Origin of the sequence: Nocardia sp. CA-145437 (genome assembly GCF_050956485.1) — a bacterium.
Lineage (GTDB): Bacteria > Actinomycetota > Actinomycetes > Mycobacteriales > Mycobacteriaceae > Nocardia.
This window is the reverse complement of the sequence record NZ_CP191204.1, coordinates 2663200-2685883: the sequence shown is the minus strand read 5'-3', so window position 1 is coordinate 2685883 and position 22684 is coordinate 2663200. Positions and strand designations below refer to the sequence as shown.

Genomic DNA, 22684 nt, shown 5'->3' with positions numbered 1-22684 from the left:
CGATCACCTTTACCTCTCACCGCTGTTCGGCCAGGATCGTATACAGAAGTCTCGACACAATCGGCATGACTACAACGAGGAGCATTCATGGCACTGCTGACCATCGGCGATCAGTTCCCCGCGTACAACCTGAAGGCTGTCATCGGCGGTGATCTCTCGAAGGTGAACGCTCAGCAGCCCGACGACTACTTCACCCAGATCTCGAGCGACGACTACGCCGGCAAGTGGCGCATCGTCTTCTTCTGGCCCAAGGACTTCACCTTCGTGTGCCCGACCGAGATCGCCGCCTTCGGCAAGCTGAACGAGGAGTTCGCCGATCGCGACGCGCAGGTGCTGGGTGCCTCCGTCGACAACGAGTTCGTCCACTTCCAGTGGCGCGCCCAGCACGAGGAGCTCAAGACGCTCCCGTTCCCGATGCTGAGCGACCTGAAGCGGGAACTGGCCGCGGCCACCGGCGTGCTCAACGCCGACGGCGTCGCCGACCGCGCCACCTTCATCGTCGACCCGAACAACGAGATCCAGTTCGTATCGGTCACCGCCGGTTCGGTCGGCCGCAATGTCGACGAGGTGCTGCGCGTGCTCGACGCCCTGCAGTCCGACGAGCTGTGCGCCTGCAACTGGAAGAAGGGCGACCCGACCATCCAGGCCGGCGAGCTCATGACCGCGTCGGTGTAAGCAAGGCTCGTAAGGAATTTCGTCGTGACCATCGATAATCTGAAGAACTCGCTGCCCGAGTACGCCAAGGACCTCAAGCTCAACCTGTCCTCCATGGCGCGCAGCACCGTACTCAACGAGCAGCAGCTGTGGGGCACCCTGCTGGCCTCGGCCGCGGCCACCAAGTCCGCGACCACGCTGCGGGAGATCGCCGAGGAGGCGGCCGACGTGCTGTCGGCCGAGGCGTACAACGCCGCGCTGGGCGCCGCGTCGATCATGGGTATGAACAATGTGTTCTACCGCGGCAAGGCATTCCTGGAGGGCCGCTACGACGATCTGCGCGCGGGCCTGCGCATGCAGATCATCGGCACTCCCGGCGTGGACAAGGTCGATTTCGAGCTGTGGTCGTTCGCGGTCTCCTCGATCAACGGCTGCCAGCACTGCCTGGAGGCGCACGAGCACACGCTGCGCGAGGCGGGCGTGTCGCGCGAGGTGATCTTCGAGGCGCTGCGCGCTGCCGCGATCGTGGCGGGCGTGGGCCAGGCCGTGGCGTCGACCGAGGCGCTGGCCACGGCCTCCGTCTAGTCGATCGCGGGCGTTGCCCGGGACGCGGATTCTCGGCGAGGGGCCGGACACCACAGGGTGTCCGGCCCCTCGTCTCCTCTGCCTGCATATTTGCCCGTAGATTGCTGCAATCCGGCAACAATGCCCGAAACATCCGAATTGCCCACCTAGACTCCCCCGCATGCCTCCGCGCTCCCGGACCCCAGCCCGGCGTCGCCGGCGCAGACTCTTCGCCTCCTCCGTGCTTCTCATCGCGCTCTCCGCGGGTGGCCTGGCGCTGTATCTGAATCGCCACGAGACCCCCGCCGCCGACTCGCCCCCGCCGCCCGAGCAGGCGGGCACCCCGATCCTCGACGCCGCCCGGGCGCGGGCCGGACTGGACCGCCTCCCCGTCGCGTGGAACCGCAACTGGGAGACCTACGACCGCAACGCCTTCGGCCCCGGCTGGTCCGGGCGCGGCGGCGAGCCGGCGCTCAGCGGCGGGTGCACCGCACGCGAACAGGTGATGAAGCGCGACCTCACGGAAACCCGTGTGGGCGACAGCAATTCGTGCCTGGTGCTGTCGGGGACACTCGACGATCCCTACACCGGGGAGCGAATTCCCTACGACCGCTTCACATCCTCCGATATCGAGATCGACCACGTGGTCGCGCTCGGCGACGCCTGGCGCTCGGGGGCCTCGCAGTGGCAGCCCGAGCAGCGCGAGAAGTTCGCCAACGACGTCGGCAATCTGCTCGCGGTCCAGAAGCAGGCCAATCAGGAGAAGGGCTCCAAGTCACCGGATCAGTGGCAGCCGCGGCAGGCGTACCAGTGCGAGTACGCGCGCCGCTGGGTCAGCATCAAGGAGCGCTGGGGATTGAGCGTGCAACCCACCGAGAAGAGCGCCCTGGTCGACATGCTCGATGCCTGTGGACCTCCCGCGAATCGATAACTGTCGGTAAGCTCGCGTGACATGACCGTTCCGGAAAGTGATAGCGCCCAGATCGAGGTCGTGCGTGTGTTCACCGACGCGGCCGGTCGATTCGGCAGCCCGCTCGGCATCGTCCGCCGCTCCGCCGTGGAGCACATCGACCATCAGGCGCTCGCCGCCCGCGTGGGCCAGGCGCTCACCGCGGTGGTCGACGACCCGGCCGACGGGCGGGCGGCGATGCGCATCTACACCCCGGCGGTCGAACTGTCCTTCGCCGGGCTGCCCAGCATCGGCGCCGCGTGGTGGCTCAACGAGCAGCGCACGCCGGTGAAGGTCATCGATGTCCCGGCCGGGCCGGTCGAGGTCGCGCTCACCGAGGGTATGGCCTGGGCCCGCGCCCGCGCCGCCTGGTCACCGTCGTTCGAATTCCACCAGTTCGAGGATCCGGCGTTGCTCGCCACCCTCGACCCGGCCGACTTCCCCGGCGGCCAGCACTACTGCTGGGCCTGGACCAACGAATCGCGGGCCGGCGTCCGCGCCCGAATGTTCGCCCCGGGCCTGGGAATTCCCGAGGACGACGCCACCGGCTCGGCGGCCATCGAGCTGACCGCGCTGCTCACCCGCGGCCTGCACATCACGCAGGGGCAGGGCTCGCAGCTGTTCACCGAATGGGACTCCGACGGCTGGGCCCGGATCGGCGGGCGGGTAGTCGCCGACCATCCCATCGTGATCTAGAGACTCACCGAGCGATGCGCTGACCGAAGGCGAGCCGGTGGCCGCCGGGAATGCGCAGCACGAAATCGCGCAGCCCCCAGGGGTGCTCGGTCAGTTCGGCGGTGATCTCGCCGCCGTGCCGCAGGCAATGCGCGTACAGCGCGTCCACATCGGCCACGCCGACATATCCCGCGGTGGTCTCGTTGACCGCCGGATTCGGCGTGCGCACCACCCCGAGCCCGACCCCGCCGCGCCGCAGCAGCGCCAATCCCATCGCGGGCTCGTCCACCTCGACCTCGAAGCCCAGCACATCGCGCAGGAATTCGACGGTGGGCGTGAGGTCGGCCACCTCGAGATTGGCCCGGTAGCTCTCGAATTCGACCATTTCCGCAGCATACTGCCACTGCCGGGCCGAAATTCGGTTGCGCGTCGGTCGGTGGGCGGTGAGATGGTGGAGGGCGCGCCGTCGCCCCCGCGGCCACACCCCCACCGGAAGGACGATTCGTCGTGGATACCGCCCTCGTCACAGCCGCACGCGAGCGGCCGGAGCTGGCGGGGCGCCGCGAATGGATCGGCCTCGGCGTGCTCGCGCTGGCCTGCCTGGTCTACGCCATGGATCTCACGGTGCTGCATCTGGCGGTGCCACAGATCAGTTCGACGCTGCATCCCAGCAGCGCGCAACTGCTCTGGATCATCGACGTCTACGGCTTCATGCTGGCCGGTCTGCTGATCACCATGGGCACGCTCGGCGACCGGATCGGGCGGCGACGTCTGCTGCTGGCCGGCGGCGTGTTGTTCGGAACGGTGTCGGTGGTGGCGGCTTTCTCCCCCACCGCCGAGTTCCTGATCGGGTGCCGGGCGCTGCTCGGTGTCGCCGGTGCGACCATCGCGCCCTCGACACTGTCGTTGATCTTCACCATGTTCCGCGATCCCCGCCAGCGGTCGCTGGCCGTGGGCACCTGGGTGAGCGCGTTCTCCGCGGGCGGCGTGGTCGGCCCCTTGCTGGGTGGCGTACTGCTGGAACGGTTCTGGTGGGGGTCGGTGTTCCTGCTGGCCGTCCCGGTGATGGCGCTGCTGCTGGTGCTCGGTCCCCGGGTACTGCCGGAGTTCCGCGATCCCGAGGCCGGGCGGCTCGACTTGACCAGTGCCGCACTGAGTGTGGTCACCATGGTGTCGCTGGTGCTGGCCATGAAGACGGTCGCGCAGGACGGCCTCGGCCCGGTGGCGGTGGTGGCCGTCGCGGGCGGCCTGGTGGCGGGCGCGCTGTTCGTGCGGCGGCAGCTCACGCGACCCGATCCCATGCTGGATCTGCGGCTGTTCCGGCTCGGCGCGTTCCGGACGGCGCTGGGCATCAATGTGATCGCCATCTTCGTGGCGTTCGGCTACTTCCTGTTCGTGGCCCAGTACTTCCAGCTGGCGCTGGACATGACGCCGATGGCGGCGGGCGTCGCCATGGCGCCGTCCAGTGTCGGGTTCATCATCGGCTCGCAGGCGGCCCCGCGCATCGTGCGCGCGGTGCGGCCCGCGTATCTGATCGGGGCCGGAATGGTGCTGGCCGCCATCGGTCTGGCCATGCTCACCCGGCTGACGGTGGACGGCGGACCGGTCGCGGCGGTGGTCGCGTCGCTGCTCATCGCGCTGGGGCTGGCGCCGGTCTTCGGCATCACCACCGAACTGATCGTCGGCTCCGCGCCGCCCGAGCAGGCCGGAGCAGCCTCGGGCGTGTCCGAGACCGGCGCGGAACTCGGTGGCGCGCTGGGCATCTCGATACTCGGCAGCATCAGTCTGGCCATCTATCGGGCCGATCTCGCCGACTCGCTGCCGCACGGTCTGCCCGGCGCGGACGCGGTGCGCGAGACCCTCGGCGAGGCGGTACAGGTGGCGGCGACGCTGCCCGACAACGTCGGCGCGACGGTGCTGGTCGCGGCACGCACGGCCTTCATCCACGGGGTGCACGTCACCGCAGGGGTGGCAGCGGTCGGCGCGCTGCTGGTGGCGGTGCTGGCCGTGGCCCGGCTACGCCACGTGCCCGCCGGAGAGTTGTCCGGCGGGCACGATCACTGATCCGGTCGCCGCTCAGCCCAGAGCGGCGGCGAACCGGGTGGCCATCTGCACGACCTCGGCCTCGGTGATGACGAACGACGGCGAGATCTGCAGCGCGCCCTGACCGGCCGCACGGGTCGAGACACCGTGCGCGCGCAGGGTTTTCACCATCCCGAGCGCCTCGGCCGGATCGGCGAGCTGGACCGCGGCGACCGCGCCCAGGCCGCTGCGGACCTCGGCCACGCGCGGGTGGTCGGCCAGCGGCGAGAAGTGCTCGTGCAGTAGCGTTTCCAGGTTCTTGCTGGCTTCCAAGAGGTTCTCGCGCTCGAAGATGTCGAGATTGGCCATGGCCGCGGCGGCCGCGCCGGCGTGACCGCCGTAGGTGTAGCCGTGCCGCCACCACACGCCGCCGGAGAAGAACGGCTCGGCGATGCGGGGTGCGATAAAGACCGCGCCCATCGGGACATAGCCCGAGGTGAGGCCCTTGGCGGTGGTCATGAGATCCGGTTCCAGGCCGAAACGCGAGGAGGCGAACCAGGATCCGCCGATGCGGCCGAAGCCGGTGACGACCTCGTCGGCGACGAACAGGATGTCGTTGTCGCGGCAGATCTGGCGGACCTCGGCCAGATAGCCCTCCGGCGGCAGGTAGACGCCGCCCGCGCCGATGATGGGTTCGGCGAAGAAGGCCGCGATGCGCTCCGCGCCGAGCTCCTCGATCAGCGCGGTCAGCGCCTTGGCCTGATCCCATTCGATGGTGCGGGTGTCGGGCATGAAGACGCCGGTGTAGCCCTCGCCGTTGACCGGAATCCCGGCCAGCGAGGTGCCGCCGACGTGCATGCCGTGGTACGCCTTCTGCCGTCCGACCAGGATGGTCTTCTCCGGGCGGCCCATCTCCTGCCAGTAGCGGCGGGCCAGCTTGGCGGCGGTGTCGATGCCGTCGGAGCCGCCCGAGGTGAAGAAGATCTTGCTGCCCGGTACCGGGGCGAGCGCGGAGAGCCGCTCGGCCAGATCGCGGGTCACCGGCGAGACCAGGTCACCGAAGTTGGAGTAGTGCGCGACATGGGTCAGCTGCGCGGCCACCGCGTCGGCGATCTCGCGGCGGCCGTGGCCGACATTGGCGAACCAGAGTCCGCCGGTGGCATCGAGATACTCTGTGCCACCCTCGTCCCAGATGCGGGCGCCCTCGCCCCGCGCCACCACGAACGACCCGTCCCGCTCGACCGCACCCATATCGGCGAAGCCATGCCACAGCGAACCCATCCAGAGCACCTCCATCACCCGATACCGGCCACCCCCAACCGGGCGAACCGACCTTTGCTCACTATCTAACCCCGTAGGACGGTGAACAGGTCGAACGGCCCCCGGCTGCGCCGGAACGGGCGGCGGCTCATCCGGCGGCGGCCGCCACCAGCATGTAGGCGGTGCCGAGGTCCATCACCAGGTGCGGCACCACGGCCGGGGCTCCGGCCGTGGTGACAGGGTGCGGGAACACTCCCGGCAAACGGCGGCGCAGGCCCGGGATCAGCATGACGACGGCGTCGAGTGCGAACAGCGCCGCGAGCGCCAGCAGCGGGGCGGGCGCGGGTCCCCCGTGCCCGGACACACCGTGCTCGTGCGCCCCGGGCCCGCTCATCGCGTACAGCATGGCCGCGGCCGCCAGCACGTGATAGGCGAACGCCCCGGCGGTACCCGCCCCGGCGTCTCCGATCCCGTTGCGCCACCGCAGGATCCGTTCCCCCAGCACCAGCGTGTACACGACCACCATGGCCGTCAGCACCCCGCGCACCGCGTGTGCGTCGACGGCGGTCGGGAACACCAGCATTCCCACCATGACCAGGCACATCACCAGATGCGCGGCATCGGATTCGCGATCCGCTCGCGGCCCGTCGCACCCGACCGGCCGTCCCCGTGCCAGCCTGGCGACGACCAGGGCGGCGGCCGAGCAGAAAGCGATCACCGCACTCCACCGCACCAGCCCGTACTGCTCCACGAACAACCCCACGCCCCACCACCTCTCACCGCGGCGACCGGCTCCCCTTCCATGCTGACATCCCCGGCGCGCGCCGCCCGGAACTTGCGCTGCCGAATCCCCCGCCCCCGCACCGCCACTCGTGACCGATTACCCAGCCGATTCACTCGCCCGGCTCCCCTGAAACGTTCGTATCGAGACAATGAACAGAGGAGTCACTCCATGCGTCACAGTCGAGCCGAGCGCCCGCGCCGAATCGACGATCCCGTCGACCCGATCGCCGATCTACGCGCGAACCTGAACCTGCTGCGCTATTCCGTCGAGCAGATGACCGAAGCCATGAAGGGCATCCTGCAGGAGATGCGCAGCTTCGACGCGCGCCTGAGCGCCCTGGAGGCTGGTGTCGCCGAGCGCTGACCGCAGGTATGGCCGAGCGCTGATCGGACTGCGGGCGCGGACATGGCAACGGCCCGGAGCCTTGCGGCTACCGGGCCGTCTTCAAGCTTCGGGCCGCCGTGCACGTATCCGACGCCCCGCGCCGGCACTCTCGGAAATGTGCACCTCACGGTTCGCCCCACGACGCTCCGAATACCGGCGGAGTAACCCGACAAGATCACGAAACCCTTCCGGCCACACCGAGTGTCGCCCGTCGGGCGGCTGCGCACAGGGCACCCGGGGCCCGGCGGCACGCCAGGTCGGCGAGTTGGCGCTCCAGGTCAGTCCGCTCAGGGCCCGGGACGGCGGCTCGCTAGCCTGACGACATGCGGATTGTGGTCGATGATCTGACCGGGCCCGAGGTGGTCGGTTTGCTCGAAGCGCATGTCGCCGAGATGCTGGCGAACTCGCCGGACGACAGCATGCACGCGCTCGACGTAGCGGCGCTGCGCAAGCCGGAGATCACCTTCTGGTCCGCGTGGGACGGGACCGAGCTCGCCGGATGCGGGGCGCTCAAAGAGCTGGATCCGACGCATGGGGAGATCAAATCCATGCGGACCACGGCCGGGTATCGCGGGCGCGGAGTCGCGTCACAGTTGTTGCGGCACATCCTCGCCGAGGCCGAGGCTCGCGGGTACGCGCGGTTGAGCCTGGAGACCGGATCGTCGGAGTTCTATCGGCCCGCGGTGCGGCTGTACGAGCGCTACGGGTTCGAGCACTGCGGGCCGTTCGCGGACTATACCGAGGACCCGCACAGTGTGTTCATGACCCGCGCGCTCTGAGCCCGCGGGGTCAGCGGCGGGCGACCGCCCGGGGTACCACGCCGGTCACCGCGGCCACGATCACACCGAGGATCGCGAAGACCACGGCCATCACCACCAAGCCGATGGTCAGGGAGCCGTAGCCCTGCTCGCGGGGGTCGATGAACGGGTAGGGGTACCAGTCGGCGAAGGGGCCGCGGATCAGGACGTACGCGCCGTAGGCCAACGGATAGGCGAGCCAGCCCAGGACCAGCTTGACGGTCGGCTTGATGCCGGGAGCCAGCACCAGCAACCAGTCCGCGATCAGCACGACGGGGATCAGCCGGTGCAGGATGTCGTTGATCCACTTCTCGGTCAGCTGGACGTCGATGTCCGACAGCAGCAGCGCGTAGATGATGAGGGTGATCGTCAGATAGAGGGTGGCCGCGCCCCGCACCAGTTCCCACCGGCGGCCATCGGGGTCGCGCAGGCCGCCGACCAGCAGCACGACAATGCCGATGATGTTGGACTGGATGGTGAAGTAGCTGAAGAAGTTCAGGTACGAGTAGTTCGGATTATCCAGGTTGCGCAGCGGGATCCAGACCAGCGCGACAATGCCCACAACGGCGAAGACGACCCGCAGCGCCCGGATCCACAAGGGCGTACCACCTCTGACGACCATGGCCCAGATCGTCGCATGACGAACCACTCGAATGCGGACGATACGCCGATGCGGCACACTTCCGGCAAGCGTGCGACCGGGCGATCCGAGACCGCGGCGACCGGCACGGACCGACTCTTCGCTATCGTTGACAGTGCAATGACCAGGACCGCCGCCACCTCTCGCGAGCTTCGTTCCCGCCTGGCCGATCTCTCGATCCGCGACGAACATCGCTTGCGTCGCCGGCTCGACAAGGCCCGCGGCGGCGATCTCACCTCCCTCGAAGCCGAATTCGACGCCGCCCAGCGCCGGGTGGAATCCCGCCGCGCCGCCATCCCGGCCATCGCCTACCCCGAGCAGCTACCGGTCTCCGCGCGCCGCGACGACATCGCCGCGGCCATCGCCGCACACCAGGTCGTGATCGTGGCCGGTGAGACGGGTTCGGGCAAGACCACGCAGCTGCCCAAGATCTGTCTGGAGCTCGGGCGCGGGATTCGCGGCACCATCGGCCACACCCAGCCGCGGCGGCTGGCCGCGCGCACGGTGGCCGAGCGCATCGCCGAGGAACTGAACACCGAACTGGGCGACGTGGTCGGTTACACCGTGCGGTTCACCGATCAGGCGTCGGATCGCACGCTGGTGAAGCTGATGACCGACGGCATCCTGCTCGCCGAGATCCAGCGCGACCGGCTGCTGCGCCGCTACGACACGATCATCATCGACGAGGCGCACGAGCGCAGCCTCAATATCGACTTCCTGCTCGGGTATCTCAAGCAGCTGCTGCCGCAGCGGCCGGATCTGAAGATCGTCATCACCTCGGCGACCATCGATCCCGAGTTGTTCGCGCGGCACTTCAGTGACGAGAACGGCACGCCCGCACCGATTGTCGAGGTCTCGGGCCGGTCCTATCCGGTGGAGGTCCGGTATCGGCCGCTGTCGCTGGAGGTTCCGGTCACCTCCGCGGATCCCGACGACGAGGACACCGCGATCGTCGACCGCGACCCCACCGACGCCATCGGCGACGCGGTGCGGGAACTGCAGGCCGAGGGCGACGGCGACATCCTGGTCTTCCTGTCCGGCGAACGCGAGATCCGTGACACCGCCGACTCGCTGCGTGATCTGCGCCTGCCGCGCACCGAGATCCTGCCTCTGTACGCGCGGCTCTCGGCGGCCGAGCAGCACCGGGTGTTCGAGGCGCACACCGGGCGGCGCGTGGTGCTGGCCACCAATGTGGCCGAGACCTCGCTCACGGTGCCGGGCATCCGCTACGTGATCGACCCTGGTACGGCGCGTATTTCGCGCTACTCCATGCGCACCAAGGTGCAGCGGCTGCCGATCGAGTCGATCTCGCAGGCCTCGGCGCGGCAGCGGTCGGGCCGCTGCGGCCGTGTCGCCGACGGTATCGCCATCCGCCTGTACTCCGAGGACGACTTCGAATCCCGGCCGCAGTTCACCGAACCGGAGATCCTGCGCACCAATCTGGCCGCCGTCATCCTGCAGATGACCGCGCTCGGACTCGGTGACATCGAGGGCTTCCCGTTCGTCGAACCGCCGGACGGCCGCGCCATCCGCGACGGCATCGCCCTGCTCGAGGAGCTCGGCGCGCTCGCCCGCGCCGAGGCCGACGCCTCCGCACGGCGCGAGATCCCGGACGCCGGACTCGTCCTCACCCCCATCGGCCGCGAGATGGCGCAGATTCCCGTCGATCCGCGCATGGCGCGCATGCTGGTGGAGGCCAACCGCGGCGGCTGCCTGGCGGAGGTCCTCATCATCGTGGCGGCCCTGTCGATTCAGGACGTCCGCGAACGGCCCGTCGAGCACCAGCAGGCCGCCGACACCAAGCACGCCCGCTTCACCATCGAGGGCTCGGACTTCCTGTCCTCGCTGCGGCTGTGGGACTACCTGCGCGAACAGCGCAATGCCCTGTCCTCCAACCAGTTCCGCCGCATGTGCCGCGACGAGTTCCTGCACTACCTGCGCATCCGCGAATGGCAGGACCTGCACGGCCAGCTCCGCACCATCACCCGCGGCCTGGGCTGGAACACCGAGGGCTCCGACGCCCAATTCGACCGCACCGCAACCGGATCCGACGGCGGCGGCGAGTCCACCCGTGGTCGCCGCGGCCGCGGGGCCGGCGCAGCGGATGACGCGAGGCCGGGTGCGAACCCGGGCCGTACCCCGGAAGCCAAGCGCGGCAACGACTCCCGGCAGTCCGGGGGGACACAACGCGCCGATGGCGAGCGCGGTCGTGACGCTGGGCGCGGTGGGCGCGCGGGCGACAGGACCGTGGGCGATTCGCCTGCCGCCGGCAACACGGCTCGTGGCGCGCGGTCCGGGCGCGGCGGTGGCTCGGGCAGCGGCACATCCGGCTCCGGCGGGCGCGGACTCGCGGAATCGCTCGCGGCCAAGGCCGGGTCGGCGGATGACTCGCTGCCGTGGGATGTGACGTCGATTCATCAGGCGCTGCTGGCGGGCATGCTGTCGCATATCGGGGTGCGGGAAGCGGAGAGCCGGGAGTTCCTCGGGGCGCGCAATGCCAAGTTCATGATCTTCCCCGGGTCGTCGCTGGCCAAGAAGCCGCCGCGGTGGGTGATGGCGGCCGAGCTGGTGGAAACCTCACGACTGTGGGGACGGACGGCGGCGCGGATCGAACCGGAGTGGGCCGAGCGGCTGGCCGGCGATCTGGTGAAACGCACCTACTCCGAACCGCATTGGTCCGCCAAGCGAGGTGCGGCGGCCGCGTACGAGCGGGTCACCCTGTACGGGATTCCGCTGGTGACCCAGCGCCGGGTGGATTTCGGCCGCATCGATCCGGAGCTGTCGCGGGAACTGTTCATCCGGCATGCGCTGGTGCAGGGCGAGTGGCAGACCAAGCACGACTTCTTCGCGCGCAACCGCGAATTGCTCGAGGATGTCGCCGATCTGGAGCATCGGGCGCGGCGTCGCGACATCCTGGTCGACGACGAGGTGCTGTTCGAGTTCTACGACAAGCGCATCCCCTCGGACATCGTCTCGGTACGGCACTTCGACAGCTGGTGGCGCAAGACCCAGCGCACCGATCCCAGCCTGCTCGACTTCACCGCCTCCACGGTGGTGAACGAGGACGCGGCCCTGCTGGATCCGACCGCCTACCCCGACAGCTGGCGTCAGGGCGAGCTGACCTTCCCGCTCACCTATCAGTTCGAGCCGGGCCAGGCCGACGACGGTGTCACCGTGCACATTCCGATCGCCCAGCTGGCGCACGTGCGCTCGGTCGGCTTCGACTGGCTGGTGCCGGGTATGCGCGAGGAGCTGGCCGCGGCGTTCATCAAGACGCTGCCCAAGCAGCTGCGCCGCACCGTGGTTCCGGCCCCGGACTTCGCCAAGGCCGCGCTGGACCGTCTCACCCCGCGCGCCGAACCGCTGCGCACCGGCCTGGCGCGGGAGCTGTCCCAGCTGGGCTCGGTGACCATCGCCGCCGCCATGCTGGACCCTGCGGGCCTGCCCGACCATCTGCGCATGACCTTCGCCGCCATCGACCCGTCGGGCACGATCGCGGCCCGCAGCAAGAGTCTGGCCGAGCTGAAAACCCGTCTCGCCGAACAGGTCTCGAAGTCGGTGGCGCGCGCCAACAATGCCGCGGAGCGGGCCCCGGCCGCCGTGTGGACCTCCGAATCCCTGGGCACCCTGCCGTCCGCGGTCAAGCGCCAGGTCGGCGGGCAGACCATCACCGGCTATCCGGCCCTGGTCGCCGAGTCCGACGGCGTGGCCGTGCGGGTGCTCAGCTCCCCCGCCGAGCAGGCCACCGCCATGCGCACCGGCACCCGCGCCCTGCTGCTGGGCGCGATCACCACCAGTACCCGCGCCGTCACCGCGGGCCTGCCGCCCACGGATCGGCTTGCGCTGAGCCAGAATCCGTACGGCACCCTCGACGCCCTGGTGGAGGACTGCCGCGCCTGCGCCGCCGACGAACTGATCGCCGCCAATGGCGGGCCGGTGCGCAGCCCCGAGCAGTTCCAGGCCCTGGTGGAGAAGGTCCGCCCGCGGTTCACCACCGCGGTGGCGAATATCGTCCGCTCGGTGGTTCCGGTGCTGGCCGAGGCGCATCGGGTGCGCGCCACCCTCGCCGACTCCCGTGACCGCGACGCCACCGACGATGTCACCCATCAGCTCGACGATCTGACCTTCCGAGGCTTCATCTCCGAGTGGGGTAGCGCCCGATTGCGGGAACTGCCACGGTATCTGGAGGCCGCCCGGCTGCGGCTGGAGGCGCTGCCCGCGGCCGCCAATCGGGACCGTGCGGGCATGATCGAACTCGATCGCGTGCACGCGGCCTACGACCGGCTGGTCGCCAACCTCCCGGAGGGCCGTCGCGGCGGACGCGACATCGTCGAGATCTGGTGGATGATAGAGGAACTCCGGGTCAGCCTGTTCGCCCAGCAGCTGGGCACCCCGTACCCGGTCTCGGCGAAGCGGATCGAGAAGGCGATCGACGCCGCGCGCCGCCCACCGCAGCAGCGCTGACGGATCCCGATCGGCGGCGCCGTCGGATACGGATCGGTCCGGCTCCGAATTGCTCGGGGCCGGACCGTGAATCAGTGGGACGCGGGGCGCAGCGCCCGGTGGGGACGCTCTGCTACTCCGCGGTCGCCCCGACCGCGTGCTCGTCGCGGTGCTTGCGAAGATCGGCGATCTCGCGCTCGAAATCCTCGGCGGAGCTGAAGGATCGGTACACCGACGCGAAACGCAGATAGGCGACCTCGTCCAGGTCGCGCAGCGGTCCGAGGATGGCCAGGCCGACCTCGTGGCTGGGCACCTCCGGGGAACCCTTGGCCCGCACGGCATCCTCCACCTGCTGGGCGAGCAGGTTCAGGGCATCGGAGTCGACCTCGCGGCCCTGGCAGGCGCGGCTGACGCCGCGGATCACTTTCTCGCGGCTGAACGGCTCGGTGACACCGCTGCGCTTGACCACCGACAGGATGGCGGTTTCGACGGTGGTGAACCTGCGCCCACATTCCGGACAGGCACGTCGCCTCCTGATGGCGGTGCCTTCCTCGGCCTCACGCGAGTCGACCACCCTCGAATCGGGATGGCGGCAGTACGGGCAATGCATCCGGGATCCTTCGTCGATGCCTGGGTTCCACAGCAACCTCGAGCAATCTCGAGGATACCGTGGCGGACGCGGTCGGCGGCGTCCGCCCGGGTCGGCGTGCCCGAATCAGGCCGTCAACCGCCATTGCGAGGTCATGTCGGCCAGCAGGTCCGGCAGCCGCTGGACCAGCCGCCCCTGGACCAGTTTGGCGGAGAAGGGTTCGGCCAGAACCGGTCTCGCGACGGCCGGGTTCGCGCACAGTTCCAGGTAGCGGGGCAGCAGGTCGTTGGTGATGTAGTTCCACCGCGTGTCGCGGTCGGCCCAGTTGAAGTCGGGCAGCGGGGCCCGGAGCGACATGGTTCCCGACGTCAGGGTGGTGGGCGCGAACACGCCGGGCGCCCGCACGCCGGGGACAGCGGCCTTCCCGGCGATGGTGCTGACGTAGGTCAGCACCCGCCCCATGGCCCCGCGACCGTGCGAGGTGACATCCCACTGGTCGGCGATGATCTGGTTCTGTTCGCGGTCGGTCATGCGCAGCGCGGCGTCGGCGAGCCCTTCCGGGGCGCCACCGGCCAGTTCCCGCCAGGCCGTGATGGCGTTCTCGTCGAGCACCCCGGCCTGGTACATCTCCTCGACCCCCGCCGCGCCCGCGGCGGCGTACGCCTCGTGCATGGGCACCTGGTCGATGAAGATGTGCTTCTGCATGATCATCAGCCGGGTCTGGTACCAGGCCAGGTCGTCGGCGGTGAGCCGTTCTCCCTCGGTCCCCAGGGCGCGGATGTCGGAGGGCAGGACGTCCAGCAGCGGCCCGGGCGTGCCGCGCAACAGGTCGGCGACCGCGTCGCCGAGTTGATGGATGCCCGGCACGCTGACGATCGCGGACACGTCGCCCATGTCGAAGAAGCCCGAGGCGAAGGAGCCGCCGGCCAGGCCGGCCAGGCCGGTCCACCAGTATTCCGGGTGAGAGTTGTTCAGCCGCAGGTAATTCACGTACACCTGGGTGAAGGTGGCGGTATTGGCCGCGACGCCGCGTCCGGGATCCCACCCGGCCAGGTCGATCTCGGCATTGCGGGTGGCGACCACCAGCCAGTATTGGTGCAGCAGTGTGGCGTAGTGCCGAGGCTGCACCCCCGCCGCACGCGCGGCGTCGAGCGCGCCGCGCAGGGTGTCGGGGTCCAGTGGCAGGGCGGGATTCAAGCCGCCGCCCGCCGCGCCGTCCCCGTTCACCGACGGCAGGTCCAGATATTCGGCATATCCGGTTTCGGCGTGCACCGCCGGTGCGGTCACCAACCCGATCATCAGGCAGGTGAGCACTCCGGCCACCCGGACCAACCCTCGAACTCTCGGCATTACGCCCCCTGTCGCTCGCGCGCCGCGATGCGGCCGCGCGGATGTAGCCTCTGTCACATTCAGGGGGACGGTAGCAACACGTTTCAGTTTTCAATCTGCAATTTCGGCCACGTCGTGGCCGGGGATCCCTATCCCGGAAACCCGCTACGACCGGGCAACCGGCCGAGCATCACCACTGCTATCGAACCGCGGGCTGCACCGTCTGCACCGTGGGCGGCGTGGTCTGCGCACCGAAGTCACCGGAGCGTAATTGCGCGAGGCCGATCAGTCCGGCCACAGCCAGAGCGCTCAGAAGCGCGGTGATCGCCAGCGCGGCGAGGCCGGTCTGGGCGCGCTGCACCCGGTCCAGCGGATGCGTTCCGCGGGCGCGTCCCACGGCGTGTCGCACGACGACATGATCGGTTCGAACACCCGGGCGAGGCATGGGACGCACTCGCGCACGGCAGGGCCGGCGGTTCAGGACGGGGTGTGCCGAGACCCCGGACGGGGTGACCGGCGACCGATCGGAACGCAGCGCCGAGGGGAGGCTGTCGAATCCCAAATCGCTTTCCAGAGTGTCGATCTCGCTGACCATGGCGCGCATCGAAGTAACCTCCAAGGTAGGGCGGGCCGCAGAGTGCTGGACAACTGACTCGATCATGTGTTCGATGAACTGATGTTCGAATTTCTACCACGGCGGCCCGACAATGTCACTGATTTCCGCGACATGCGTCGAACAGATGTTTGATCACTCGCGTCACACGGTCTACAGTCGAGTCACGAGTTGCCCGGACGTACGACACGGCGCGTGCGGGAACGAATTCCGGTGAGCGACAGCAGTGAACGGAGGACGGCGGCGGTGAGCGAACACGGCGGCGTGGACGGTGAGAACGGACCCCTTGGTCCCGAAGGTAACGGCCCCCTGTCCGAATCGTCCGGCGCCGGCGCCGATCTGACCGTGCGTCAGCGCCGGGTCCTGGAGGTCATCCGCACCTCGGTGCACGACCGCGGCTACCCGCCCAGCATCCGCGAGATCGGCGATGCCGTCGGCCTCACCTCCACCTCCTCGGTGGCGCACCAACTCCGGGCGCTCGAGCGCAAGGGCTACCTGCGCCGCGATCCGAATCGGCCACGCGCCGTGGACGTCCGGGGCCTGGACGAGACGGCGGTGCGCGCCACCGCCGGGGTGTCGCAGCTCCGCGCGGTCAATGCCGAGGCGGAGTCCTCGGACGACCACCCGATCCCGACCTACGTCCCGGTGCTGGGCCGGATCGCCGCCGGTGGCCCGATCCTGGCCGAGCAGGCGGTGGAGGATGTCTTCCCGCTGCCGCGCGAACTGGTCGGCGAGGGTTCGCTGTTCCTGCTGAAGGTCGTCGGTCAGTCCATGATCGACGCGGCCATCTGCGACGGCGACTGGGTGGTCGTGCGCCAGCAGAACGTCGCCGACAACGGTGACATCGTGGCGGCCATGATCGACGGCGAGGCCACCGTGAAAACCTTCAAGCGCACCGGTTCCCAGGTGTGGCTGATGCCGCACAACCCCCTGTTCGAGCCGATTCCGGGCAATGACGCCCAGGTTCTCGGCAAGGTCGTCACGGTCATCCGCAAGATCTGACCGTGCCGCACTGTCGTGACTCGGTGGCCGCCCCGCAGACCGGCCGCCGGGTCACGACAGTCGCTTTCTCAGTGATTCACCACGCCGTTCCACACCGCGTGCGCGCCCGAATCCCCGGCCCGGAAGGTCTGCCAGGTGGCGGCCCCGCCCGCGGCCAGCGCGAGCACCGCGATCACCGCCACCAGCGCCCGGCCCAGCGGCCGTTCCCGCCGGGACCGCAGCTGCGCAAAGGCGAGCAGAGCGGCCGGAACCAGTAGTGGCGCAACGAAGTACGGCATCTGCCGCCCGAGCCGCGCGTGTTCGTCGAGCAGCGGCGGCATTCCCAGCTGACGCTGGAACCACTCCCCCGCGTCGACCGTGATCGGGGTCAGCACTGTCACCAGTACGGCCAGCACGACCACGAGCCAGATCAGCCGCGCGCGGGCCGCGGGCCACACAGCGCACAGGATCAGCAGGCCCGCCGTCAGCGGGACCAGTATCACTACCGCGTGCACCAGCAGGACATGGGCGGGCAGCCCATTGATTGTCGACATATATCGGCTCTTTCGAACTCGGTGAATGCCCGGCGTAATCGGTACAACGTACGCCGGGCCCGACCGGTTCGATCGTGAGCCGCGCGGTCAGTCGGTTTCGGCCGGCTCCACGATGCGAGTCAGCAGCTGGGTGGGCGCTTCGTCGGCCGGGGCCTCCGACTTCGCGGCGACCGGTTCGGTGGCTCGCGGCGCGGCGGCTTCCGGCTCCGGGGTGGGCGCGGCGGCCGGCTCGGGGGCCGGGATCACTTCGGTGACCTGGGGGATCGATAGATCCGGCACCGCGGCGGCGGCAGCCAGATCGGGCGTGCCGGCAAGAGCGGCGGCAGGGGTCAGATCGTGGACGGCCACCACCGCGGGGGCGTGGACGATCCGGCGGGTCGGCACTTCTTCGGCCGGGCCGGCGTCGACGGCGCCGGGCAGGCCCGCGCCCGCCACGAAGCCGAGCACCTCGTACTGCGTGCCGAGGGTCATGACGGCCGAGCTCTTGTCGTGCGCGATGTAACCCTGATTGGTACCCAGGACCCGGCGCAGGGATTCGAGCCAGCGGTGGTCGAGCACGCGGCAGTCGGCCCACGGGAAGTACTCGAGTCCGGTGCGAAGGTAGAAGCGGTCACCGATGCGGGCGCCGCGCAACAGCTCCAGCAGCCAGGCGTCGATGAGATTGGGCTGGGCATTGCGGTAGATGCGCGAGCGCGGCGGGATCGAGCCGTTCGCGAATTCGCCGAAGTAGTTCAGCAACTCGCCCGGAAACTCATCGGGTTTCCCAAATCCGACAACATCCAAACCAACAAGTTGCTCGGGAAGTTGGGCGGCGATCCTGCGCTCGTCATGCAGTTTGAACTTCCTATTGATGTTCTCAGTGCGCATTTGTCTCCGACTTCCCATTCCAACTTCACGAAACCCTAGCATGAACCCAACCGTTTCAAACTAGTTTGGTCGGCCGCCCACAGTAGTGGTACGGCATGGTCCGCAACGAATCCGCTACCCGCAGTTGCGGCTATCTCGGCGCAACGAACAGGCCGCTCGGCCTCATTGGCGATAGCGGCCCGCAATGACGTCACCCTGGGTGCGAAGGCCCGGATTGCCCGGCTCCCAGTAGTTTCCGTGCGACAGCACATCGAATGGCAAGGCCCGCAACACGGGCAGGTCGAGAGTTGCCCCCGACGATGTGAAAACCGTTGCGCGGAATTCGCGATCGACCGGGTTAACACCGTGTACTAATTGACCGAACGCGGGAACCGGGTCAGCGGGGTCGGCAGTGGCATAGACATGCGCGCTGTTGTGGCCCGCCGGAATACCCATCAAACGCAATTCTGAAACATTGTCAACTTCTATCCCAGGACTTCCCACCAGTACCACGTCGTCGACGGCCAGCGTGTTCGCTCCACTGGCGGCCGCCCCGATCACCGTGCTCCCGTAGCTGTGGCCGAGAACGGTCTGATGGGACGCGAGGCCCAGATGGCTTGCGCGCAGTCCGGATTCGAACCGATCCAGCGCGAGCGCCCCCGCGTGGGCTCGCCGATCCCCCAGCGCCCCGGCCAGATCCGGTGGTGCGTCGTAGCCGTACCACGCGATGACCGATGTCCGGGCCAGCGGATCGGACCGTTCGGCGGCGCCCAGCAGCGCTCGGACCCGTCGCACCCCGACCCCGATCGCGGTGAGCGGTGAGCCGGTGCCCGGCACGAAGGTCGCCACATTCGCGGCGGTGTCCGGATTGTTCAGTGCGATCGCGCCGTGCCCGGCGGTGTCGACCGCGAGCAGAAGGCGGCCACGCGGCGCCGGACCGAGCTGCGCCTCCAGCGCCTCGTATCCCGCGACCCTGGTGAGCGCCTCGGCTCGCGCTGCCTCCCACTCCCGCAGCCGCGTCCAATCCCCGCTGCTGGTGGGCAGATTCTCACCCCGATACCAGTCGGGGTGCCGGTCGACCAGCCGTCGGTCCTCCGCCACCGCCGCCGCGCGCAGCTTCCGCACGACGAGCCGGTTGTAGTGGTCGCGGGCGAGCGCGGGCAGGCCGTCCCGATTCCCGATCAGCGGATCGGCCGCGAACAGCTCGTCGCGCTCGGCGGGGCCGAGCGTCTTCCACAGCGCACCCAGCGCTTTCGGATCCTCCGGCAGCAGCGCGGCGCCCTCGAGGAACCCGCTGATCCGGGTACTCGGCCCACCGCCGCTCGGATCCGCCCGCAATTGCGCCAACGTCATCGCGGCCGCGGCGAGCCGGGCGGCGACCCGCTCGTCGATCTCCCCGGCGGTGTCGAGCAGCGGCACCAGCCGCGCCTGTAAGGCCAGCGCCTTCGCGTCGAACCCGGCCTGGAAGATGAAGTCCAGCGCCAGGTCTCCGATCTGGGAGTGCGGGCCGGTGACCGTGCCGTCCTCGGCGATCCGGCATCCATTGTCGTGTGCCTCGTCGCGGATGTGGCCGACCAGCGCGCACACCCGATCGAGTGCGCCGGCCTCGGCGAGCGCGTCCGCGACCTCGATGAGCGCCGCGCCCAGATGGTTCGCCGCCAGCTGGGATTCCACGGCCCGCAGTGCCGCCGCGGTCGCCGCCGCTCCCCGCCACCCGGCAACGGCGGTGTCGACCGCTCGCGCGACCCGGGTCTGCGCCGCGGCGAACTCCGAATCGGCTTCCACCACAGCGGTACTCGCGCGGTCGGCGGCCGTGGGATCCCACCCGCACACCTGGGACAGGCTCGCTCGCGCCACCGCCCCTCCCGCCCGTGACCGGATCGCCTACCGAACCTGCTTCCTGGCATCGCGTGCCGGTCGAGGCTGGACGCCGCCGGTCAGGAGGTGGCGTGCAGGTACCCGTCCAGCTCGGCGGATAGCGCCAGCTGCGTGGCCTCGTAGGTGGTGGCTCCGTGATCGGCCGCGGCAGCGAAGGAACTGAGCCGATCCGCCATGTGCCCGAGCGAGGCGAGCAGCGGCTCGCCGACGGTGACCGCGGCCGCGCCGATAGCCGAATTGGGCATGGCCTGCCCGACTTTCGCGATCAGATCCACCGGGTCGATATTCGTGACGGCGTCGGCCTCACCCCTGAGGCTCGCCGCCATGACGCGCAACGCCGTGATGTCGGCGCGCAGCATGTCCGCCATGGTCCCCCCTGTCGTCGTGCACCACACCCTAGCGGCGGTCGGCCGGGTGGGCTCGGTGAGAACGGCGCGCTGTGGACAACGCGGTGGCTGTTCACATTTCGGCGCCGGGGTTCACTCCTCGCGGCGGGCAGCTTCGCGCGCCAGGGCGCGGTCGCGCTGTTCCTCGAAGCGCAGGACGTCGTTTCCGAGGCGCTCCAGGTAGGCGGCCAGGTCGTCGCGGATCCGCTCGCCGCGGCCGGAGTAGTCGGTGCGATCGAAGATGTTCCAGCGGCGCAGCACCGGCATGACCACCTCGTCGAGGTGCTGGCGCAGGTCGTAGATCCCGTACTTGGCGATGAGGACGCTGTTGCGCCGGAACTCGGGCATGCCGGCGCCGGGCATCCGGAAGTTCTGGACGACCGCCGCGACGGCCGCCAGCGCGTCGTCGGGAACCAGGTCCAGGGCGGCCGCGCAGATATTGCGGTAGAAGACCATGTGCAGGTTCTCGTCGGCCGCGATGCGCGTCAGCATGCGGTCGGCGCGGGGTTCGTGGCAGGCCTTGCCGGTATTGCGGTGCGAGACGCGGGTGGCCAGCTCCTGGAATGTCACGTACGCGACGCCGTGCAGGATGGTGTTGTCGCCGGTCCCGGTGGGGTCGTCGATGCCTTGGGAGAGGCAGATCATTCGCGCGTTTTCCAGCGCGACCGGATCGACGGCGCGCGTCACGATCAGATAGTCGCGGATCACGATGCCGTGGCGATTCTCTTCGGCGGTCCAGCGGTCGACCCAGGCGCCCCACGCGCGGTCGCGGGAGAAGGCGTGGGAGATCAGCCGATGATAGGAGGGCAGATTGTCCTCGGTGAGCAGGTTGGTGACCATGGCTGCGCGCGCGACCGGACTGAGCCGAGATTGATCTTGTTCCCAATCGATTCCGCCCATGGCGGCGAAATTGCGGCCTTCGTCCCACGGGACGTAATCGTGCGGGTGCCATTCCTTGGCCAACCCCAGATGCCGGTTCAGATTCGCTTCCGCCACGGGTTCGAGTTCCGCCAGCAACTCCACCGGAGTCATCGAGCCGGTCCCGCGGGTCTCGGTGATCATGGATTTCGTCATGTCGTGTCCCTGTATTACGACTTGTCTCCCCATCCGTTCGTGAGCCTACTCGGGTATACGGCGTATCACCGGGGCGCGTTCACAAGACGACCGTTCCGTTGCCGATGGCGCACAGGACTATTCGGACAACCCTGGTCACGGCCCTCCGATCGCGTTAATGTTGACCCCCGCGTATGCGATTCACCGGGGAAATTTCGTCTGCGATACCTGAGGAGAGGCGGATGGCGGCCGTTCCCGCAACAGCGAGGAAGGCCCTGCCCACCGTCGTGTGCACCCTGCTGGTGGCGGCCGCGGCCGTCTGGCAGCGGGACGCGGTCCTGACCGGAGTGCACGCCCTCGCCGGAGCGGACCCGCGCTGGCTGCTGGTCGCCGCGCTGGCCACCCTCGCCCTGTGGCCCACCTCGGTTTTCATGTTGCGCGGCTCCATACCCGCGCGGCCGACCACCGGGCAGTTGTTCGCCCTGCAGCTCGCGGTGCCCGCTATCGGGCTGGTGCCCGCGGCCTCACTGTTGCTGCGCCTGCGATTCCTGCGCCGGACCGGGCTCAGCCATACCGGGGCGATGGCGTCCATGGGATTGATGGGGTTCGCCGCGCTCATGGTCCGGGTGCCGCTGGTGGTGGTCGCGGTGCTGGCCGCGCCGAGTTTGATGAGTCGCCATGGCGCACAGCCCCCGTGGCACGACCTCGGTGCGCGAACGTCGGGTACGTGGCATCACTTCGTGGGCGAGAACCCCTGGCGCACAGCGCTGATCATGGTCGCGATGCTGATCGCGGCAGGCGTCGTGGCGGCCGTGGCGGGTCTGGTCCTGCATCGGCGGGTGGCCGCGCAGGGCGGTTGGCGACGGCTGCCCGAACGGCTGCGGCATGCCCGTTCCGATGCCGAGTTCGCGTGGAAGTCCGTGGCCACCACCGCTTTCCGACCGCGGCGGGCGGCGGCGCTGTGGATCTGCGCGCTGTTGCAGCCGCTGCTCATGGTGGTGGCGTTGTGGGCGGTGTTGCACGCGGTCGGGGCGGATCTCAGCCTGCCGGACACCTTCGTGGTGGAACTGGTGACCGTGGCGCTGGCACCGCTGCTACCGTCCCCCAACGGCGTGGCCACCAAGGAGATCACCATCGCGGCGGGCCTCACCGCGGTCGCGGGCCTGACCGCCGGGGTGGCGGTGGGCGCGGCCCTGGGGTTCCGGCTCCTCACCTTCTGGTGCCAGATCCCGCTGGGCCTCGCCTCCTTCGCCTATCTGAACCACCGTCGCGCCATCTGACGC

The 22684-nt window shown here is 69.3% G+C and carries 22 protein-coding genes; 10 read left to right on the top strand and 12 right to left on the bottom strand.

Annotated features, from left to right (window positions below; all coding sequences use genetic code 11):
* Window positions 1-87: 87 nt before the first annotated feature.
* The 4 genes from ACQPYY_RS12240 (at window position 88) to ACQPYY_RS12225 (ending at window position 2863) form a co-directional block, all read left to right on the top strand.
* Entirely contained in the window at window positions 88-675 is a 588-nt protein-coding gene (locus ACQPYY_RS12240; RefSeq protein ID WP_213556646.1) for a peroxiredoxin, read from the top strand.
* 24 nt (window positions 676-699) lie between these two features.
* Window positions 700-1239 (top strand): carboxymuconolactone decarboxylase family protein, encoded by a 540-nt coding sequence (locus ACQPYY_RS12235; RefSeq protein ID WP_433593821.1) that lies wholly within the window; start codon window positions 700-702, stop codon window positions 1237-1239.
* Between the two features lie 160 nt (window positions 1240-1399).
* Window positions 1400-2149 (top strand): HNH endonuclease family protein, encoded by a 750-nt coding sequence (locus ACQPYY_RS12230; RefSeq protein WP_433593820.1) that lies wholly within the window; start codon window positions 1400-1402, stop codon window positions 2147-2149.
* A gap of 21 nt (window positions 2150-2170) precedes the next feature.
* Window positions 2171-2863 carry a PhzF family phenazine biosynthesis protein gene (locus tag ACQPYY_RS12225; RefSeq protein WP_433593819.1) on the top strand — a complete coding sequence of 231 codons (693 nt, stop codon included), beginning with the start codon at window positions 2171-2173 and terminating at the stop codon, window positions 2861-2863.
* Window positions 2864-2867: 4 nt separating this feature from the next.
* Here ACQPYY_RS12225 and ACQPYY_RS12220 read toward each other — a convergent pair whose 3' ends face one another.
* Window positions 2868-3227 carry a VOC family protein gene (locus ACQPYY_RS12220; RefSeq protein ID WP_379096719.1) on the bottom strand — a complete coding sequence of 120 codons (360 nt, stop codon included), beginning with the start codon at window positions 3225-3227 and terminating at the stop codon, window positions 2868-2870.
* 122 nt (window positions 3228-3349) lie between these two features.
* Between ACQPYY_RS12220 and ACQPYY_RS12215 the strand changes: the two genes are divergently transcribed.
* The gene (locus tag ACQPYY_RS12215; RefSeq protein ID WP_433593818.1) at window positions 3350-4906 is read left to right on the top strand and encodes an MFS transporter; all 1557 of its coding nucleotides are present in this window, start codon (window positions 3350-3352) and stop codon (window positions 4904-4906) included.
* Window positions 4907-4918: 12 nt separating this feature from the next.
* On the opposite strand, the gene ACQPYY_RS12210 is transcribed toward ACQPYY_RS12215, so the two are convergent.
* Together ACQPYY_RS12210 and ACQPYY_RS12205 are read right to left on the bottom strand one after the other, a co-directional pair.
* Window positions 4919-6145, bottom strand: a complete 1227-nt coding sequence (locus ACQPYY_RS12210; protein WP_433593817.1) for an aspartate aminotransferase family protein — start codon at window positions 6143-6145, stop codon at window positions 4919-4921.
* A gap of 127 nt (window positions 6146-6272) precedes the next feature.
* Window positions 6273-6887, bottom strand: a complete 615-nt coding sequence (locus ACQPYY_RS12205; RefSeq protein WP_433593816.1) for a DUF5134 domain-containing protein — start codon at window positions 6885-6887, stop codon at window positions 6273-6275.
* Window positions 6888-7076: 189 nt separating this feature from the next.
* On the opposite strand from ACQPYY_RS12205, the gene ACQPYY_RS12200 reads away from it, so the two are divergent.
* A complete protein-coding gene (locus ACQPYY_RS12200) occupies window positions 7077-7271 on the top strand; it encodes a hypothetical protein (protein ID WP_433593815.1) in 195 nt (64 codons plus the stop codon).
* 344 nt (window positions 7272-7615) lie between these two features.
* Window positions 7616-8071, top strand: a complete 456-nt coding sequence (locus ACQPYY_RS12195; RefSeq protein ID WP_433593814.1) for a GNAT family N-acetyltransferase — start codon at window positions 7616-7618, stop codon at window positions 8069-8071.
* A gap of 10 nt (window positions 8072-8081) precedes the next feature.
* Here ACQPYY_RS12195 and ACQPYY_RS12190 read toward each other — a convergent pair whose 3' ends face one another.
* Window positions 8082-8711 (bottom strand): Pr6Pr family membrane protein, encoded by a 630-nt coding sequence (locus ACQPYY_RS12190; protein WP_433593813.1) that lies wholly within the window; start codon window positions 8709-8711, stop codon window positions 8082-8084.
* 138 nt (window positions 8712-8849) lie between these two features.
* On the opposite strand from ACQPYY_RS12190, the gene hrpA reads away from it, so the two are divergent.
* Complete coding sequence (gene hrpA, locus ACQPYY_RS12185) at window positions 8850-13193, top strand: ATP-dependent RNA helicase HrpA (RefSeq protein WP_433593812.1); 4344 nt, start codon at window positions 8850-8852, stop codon at window positions 13191-13193.
* 112 nt (window positions 13194-13305) lie between these two features.
* Here the strand turns inward: hrpA and nrdR are convergent, their stop codons facing one another.
* The 3 genes from nrdR to ACQPYY_RS12170 all read right to left on the bottom strand — a co-directional run bounded on the left by nrdR (window position 13306) and on the right by ACQPYY_RS12170 (window position 15694).
* Window positions 13306-13782 carry a transcriptional regulator NrdR gene (gene nrdR / locus ACQPYY_RS12180; RefSeq protein WP_357282979.1) on the bottom strand — a complete coding sequence of 159 codons (477 nt, stop codon included), beginning with the start codon at window positions 13780-13782 and terminating at the stop codon, window positions 13306-13308.
* A gap of 105 nt (window positions 13783-13887) precedes the next feature.
* Entirely contained in the window at window positions 13888-15111 is a 1224-nt protein-coding gene (locus ACQPYY_RS12175) for a hypothetical protein (RefSeq protein WP_433593811.1), read from the bottom strand.
* Between the two features lie 178 nt (window positions 15112-15289).
* On the bottom strand, window positions 15290-15694 hold the full coding sequence (locus ACQPYY_RS12170) for a hypothetical protein (RefSeq protein WP_433593810.1): 405 nt from the start codon (window positions 15692-15694) through the stop codon (window positions 15290-15292).
* 318 nt (window positions 15695-16012) lie between these two features.
* Between ACQPYY_RS12170 and lexA the strand changes: the two genes are divergently transcribed.
* Complete coding sequence (gene lexA, locus ACQPYY_RS12165; protein ID WP_433594629.1) at window positions 16013-16705, top strand: transcriptional repressor LexA; 693 nt, start codon at window positions 16013-16015, stop codon at window positions 16703-16705.
* Between the two features lie 68 nt (window positions 16706-16773).
* Here lexA and ACQPYY_RS12160 read toward each other — a convergent pair whose 3' ends face one another.
* The 5 genes from ACQPYY_RS12160 to ACQPYY_RS12140 all read right to left on the bottom strand — a co-directional run bounded on the left by ACQPYY_RS12160 (window position 16774) and on the right by ACQPYY_RS12140 (window position 21422).
* Window positions 16774-17238: a DUF2231 domain-containing protein gene (locus ACQPYY_RS12160; protein WP_379096689.1), complete on the bottom strand. Its 465-nt coding sequence runs from the start codon at window positions 17236-17238 to the stop codon at window positions 16774-16776.
* 87 nt (window positions 17239-17325) lie between these two features.
* Window positions 17326-17976 carry a hypothetical protein gene (locus ACQPYY_RS12155; protein WP_433593809.1) on the bottom strand — a complete coding sequence of 217 codons (651 nt, stop codon included), beginning with the start codon at window positions 17974-17976 and terminating at the stop codon, window positions 17326-17328.
* Between the two features lie 291 nt (window positions 17977-18267).
* Entirely contained in the window at window positions 18268-19941 is a 1674-nt protein-coding gene (locus ACQPYY_RS12150) for an alpha/beta hydrolase (RefSeq protein WP_433593808.1), read from the bottom strand.
* A gap of 80 nt (window positions 19942-20021) precedes the next feature.
* A complete protein-coding gene (locus ACQPYY_RS12145; protein WP_433593807.1) occupies window positions 20022-20330 on the bottom strand; it encodes a hypothetical protein in 309 nt (102 codons plus the stop codon).
* Window positions 20331-20441: 111 nt separating this feature from the next.
* Window positions 20442-21422 (bottom strand): acyl-ACP desaturase, encoded by a 981-nt coding sequence (locus ACQPYY_RS12140; protein ID WP_433593806.1) that lies wholly within the window; start codon window positions 21420-21422, stop codon window positions 20442-20444.
* 221 nt (window positions 21423-21643) lie between these two features.
* On the opposite strand from ACQPYY_RS12140, the gene ACQPYY_RS12135 reads away from it, so the two are divergent.
* Window positions 21644-22681: a lysylphosphatidylglycerol synthase transmembrane domain-containing protein gene (locus ACQPYY_RS12135; RefSeq protein ID WP_433593805.1), complete on the top strand. Its 1038-nt coding sequence runs from the start codon at window positions 21644-21646 to the stop codon at window positions 22679-22681.
* Window positions 22682-22684: the final 3 nt, after the last annotated feature.

Coding starts and splice junctions, on each gene's coding strand:
- ACQPYY_RS12225 (WP_433593819.1), top strand. CDS start 2,171: ATGACCGTTCCGGAAAGTGATAGCGCCCAGATCGAGGTCGTGCGTGTG.
- ACQPYY_RS12210 (WP_433593817.1), bottom strand. CDS start 6,145: ATGGGTTCGCTGTGGCATGGCTTCGCCGATATGGGTGCGGTCGAGCGG.
- ACQPYY_RS12140 (WP_433593806.1), bottom strand. CDS start 21,422: ATGACGAAATCCATGATCACCGAGACCCGCGGGACCGGCTCGATGACT.
- ACQPYY_RS12230 (WP_433593820.1), top strand. CDS start 1,400: ATGCCTCCGCGCTCCCGGACCCCAGCCCGGCGTCGCCGGCGCAGACTC.
- ACQPYY_RS12160 (WP_379096689.1), bottom strand. CDS start 17,238: ATGTCGACAATCAATGGGCTGCCCGCCCATGTCCTGCTGGTGCACGCG.
- nrdR (WP_357282979.1), bottom strand. CDS start 13,782: ATGCATTGCCCGTACTGCCGCCATCCCGATTCGAGGGTGGTCGACTCG.
- ACQPYY_RS12240 (WP_213556646.1), top strand. CDS start 88: ATGGCACTGCTGACCATCGGCGATCAGTTCCCCGCGTACAACCTGAAG.
- ACQPYY_RS12170 (WP_433593810.1), bottom strand. CDS start 15,694: ATGCGCGCCATGGTCAGCGAGATCGACACTCTGGAAAGCGATTTGGGA.
- ACQPYY_RS12220 (WP_379096719.1), bottom strand. CDS start 3,227: ATGGTCGAATTCGAGAGCTACCGGGCCAATCTCGAGGTGGCCGACCTC.
- ACQPYY_RS12175 (WP_433593811.1), bottom strand. CDS start 15,111: ATGCCGAGAGTTCGAGGGTTGGTCCGGGTGGCCGGAGTGCTCACCTGC.
- ACQPYY_RS12135 (WP_433593805.1), top strand. CDS start 21,644: ATGGCGGCCGTTCCCGCAACAGCGAGGAAGGCCCTGCCCACCGTCGTG.
- hrpA (WP_433593812.1), top strand. CDS start 8,850: ATGACCAGGACCGCCGCCACCTCTCGCGAGCTTCGTTCCCGCCTGGCC.
- ACQPYY_RS12145 (WP_433593807.1), bottom strand. CDS start 20,330: ATGGCGGACATGCTGCGCGCCGACATCACGGCGTTGCGCGTCATGGCG.
- ACQPYY_RS12190 (WP_433593813.1), bottom strand. CDS start 8,711: ATGGTCGTCAGAGGTGGTACGCCCTTGTGGATCCGGGCGCTGCGGGTC.
- ACQPYY_RS12200 (WP_433593815.1), top strand. CDS start 7,077: ATGCGTCACAGTCGAGCCGAGCGCCCGCGCCGAATCGACGATCCCGTC.
- ACQPYY_RS12195 (WP_433593814.1), top strand. CDS start 7,616: ATGCGGATTGTGGTCGATGATCTGACCGGGCCCGAGGTGGTCGGTTTG.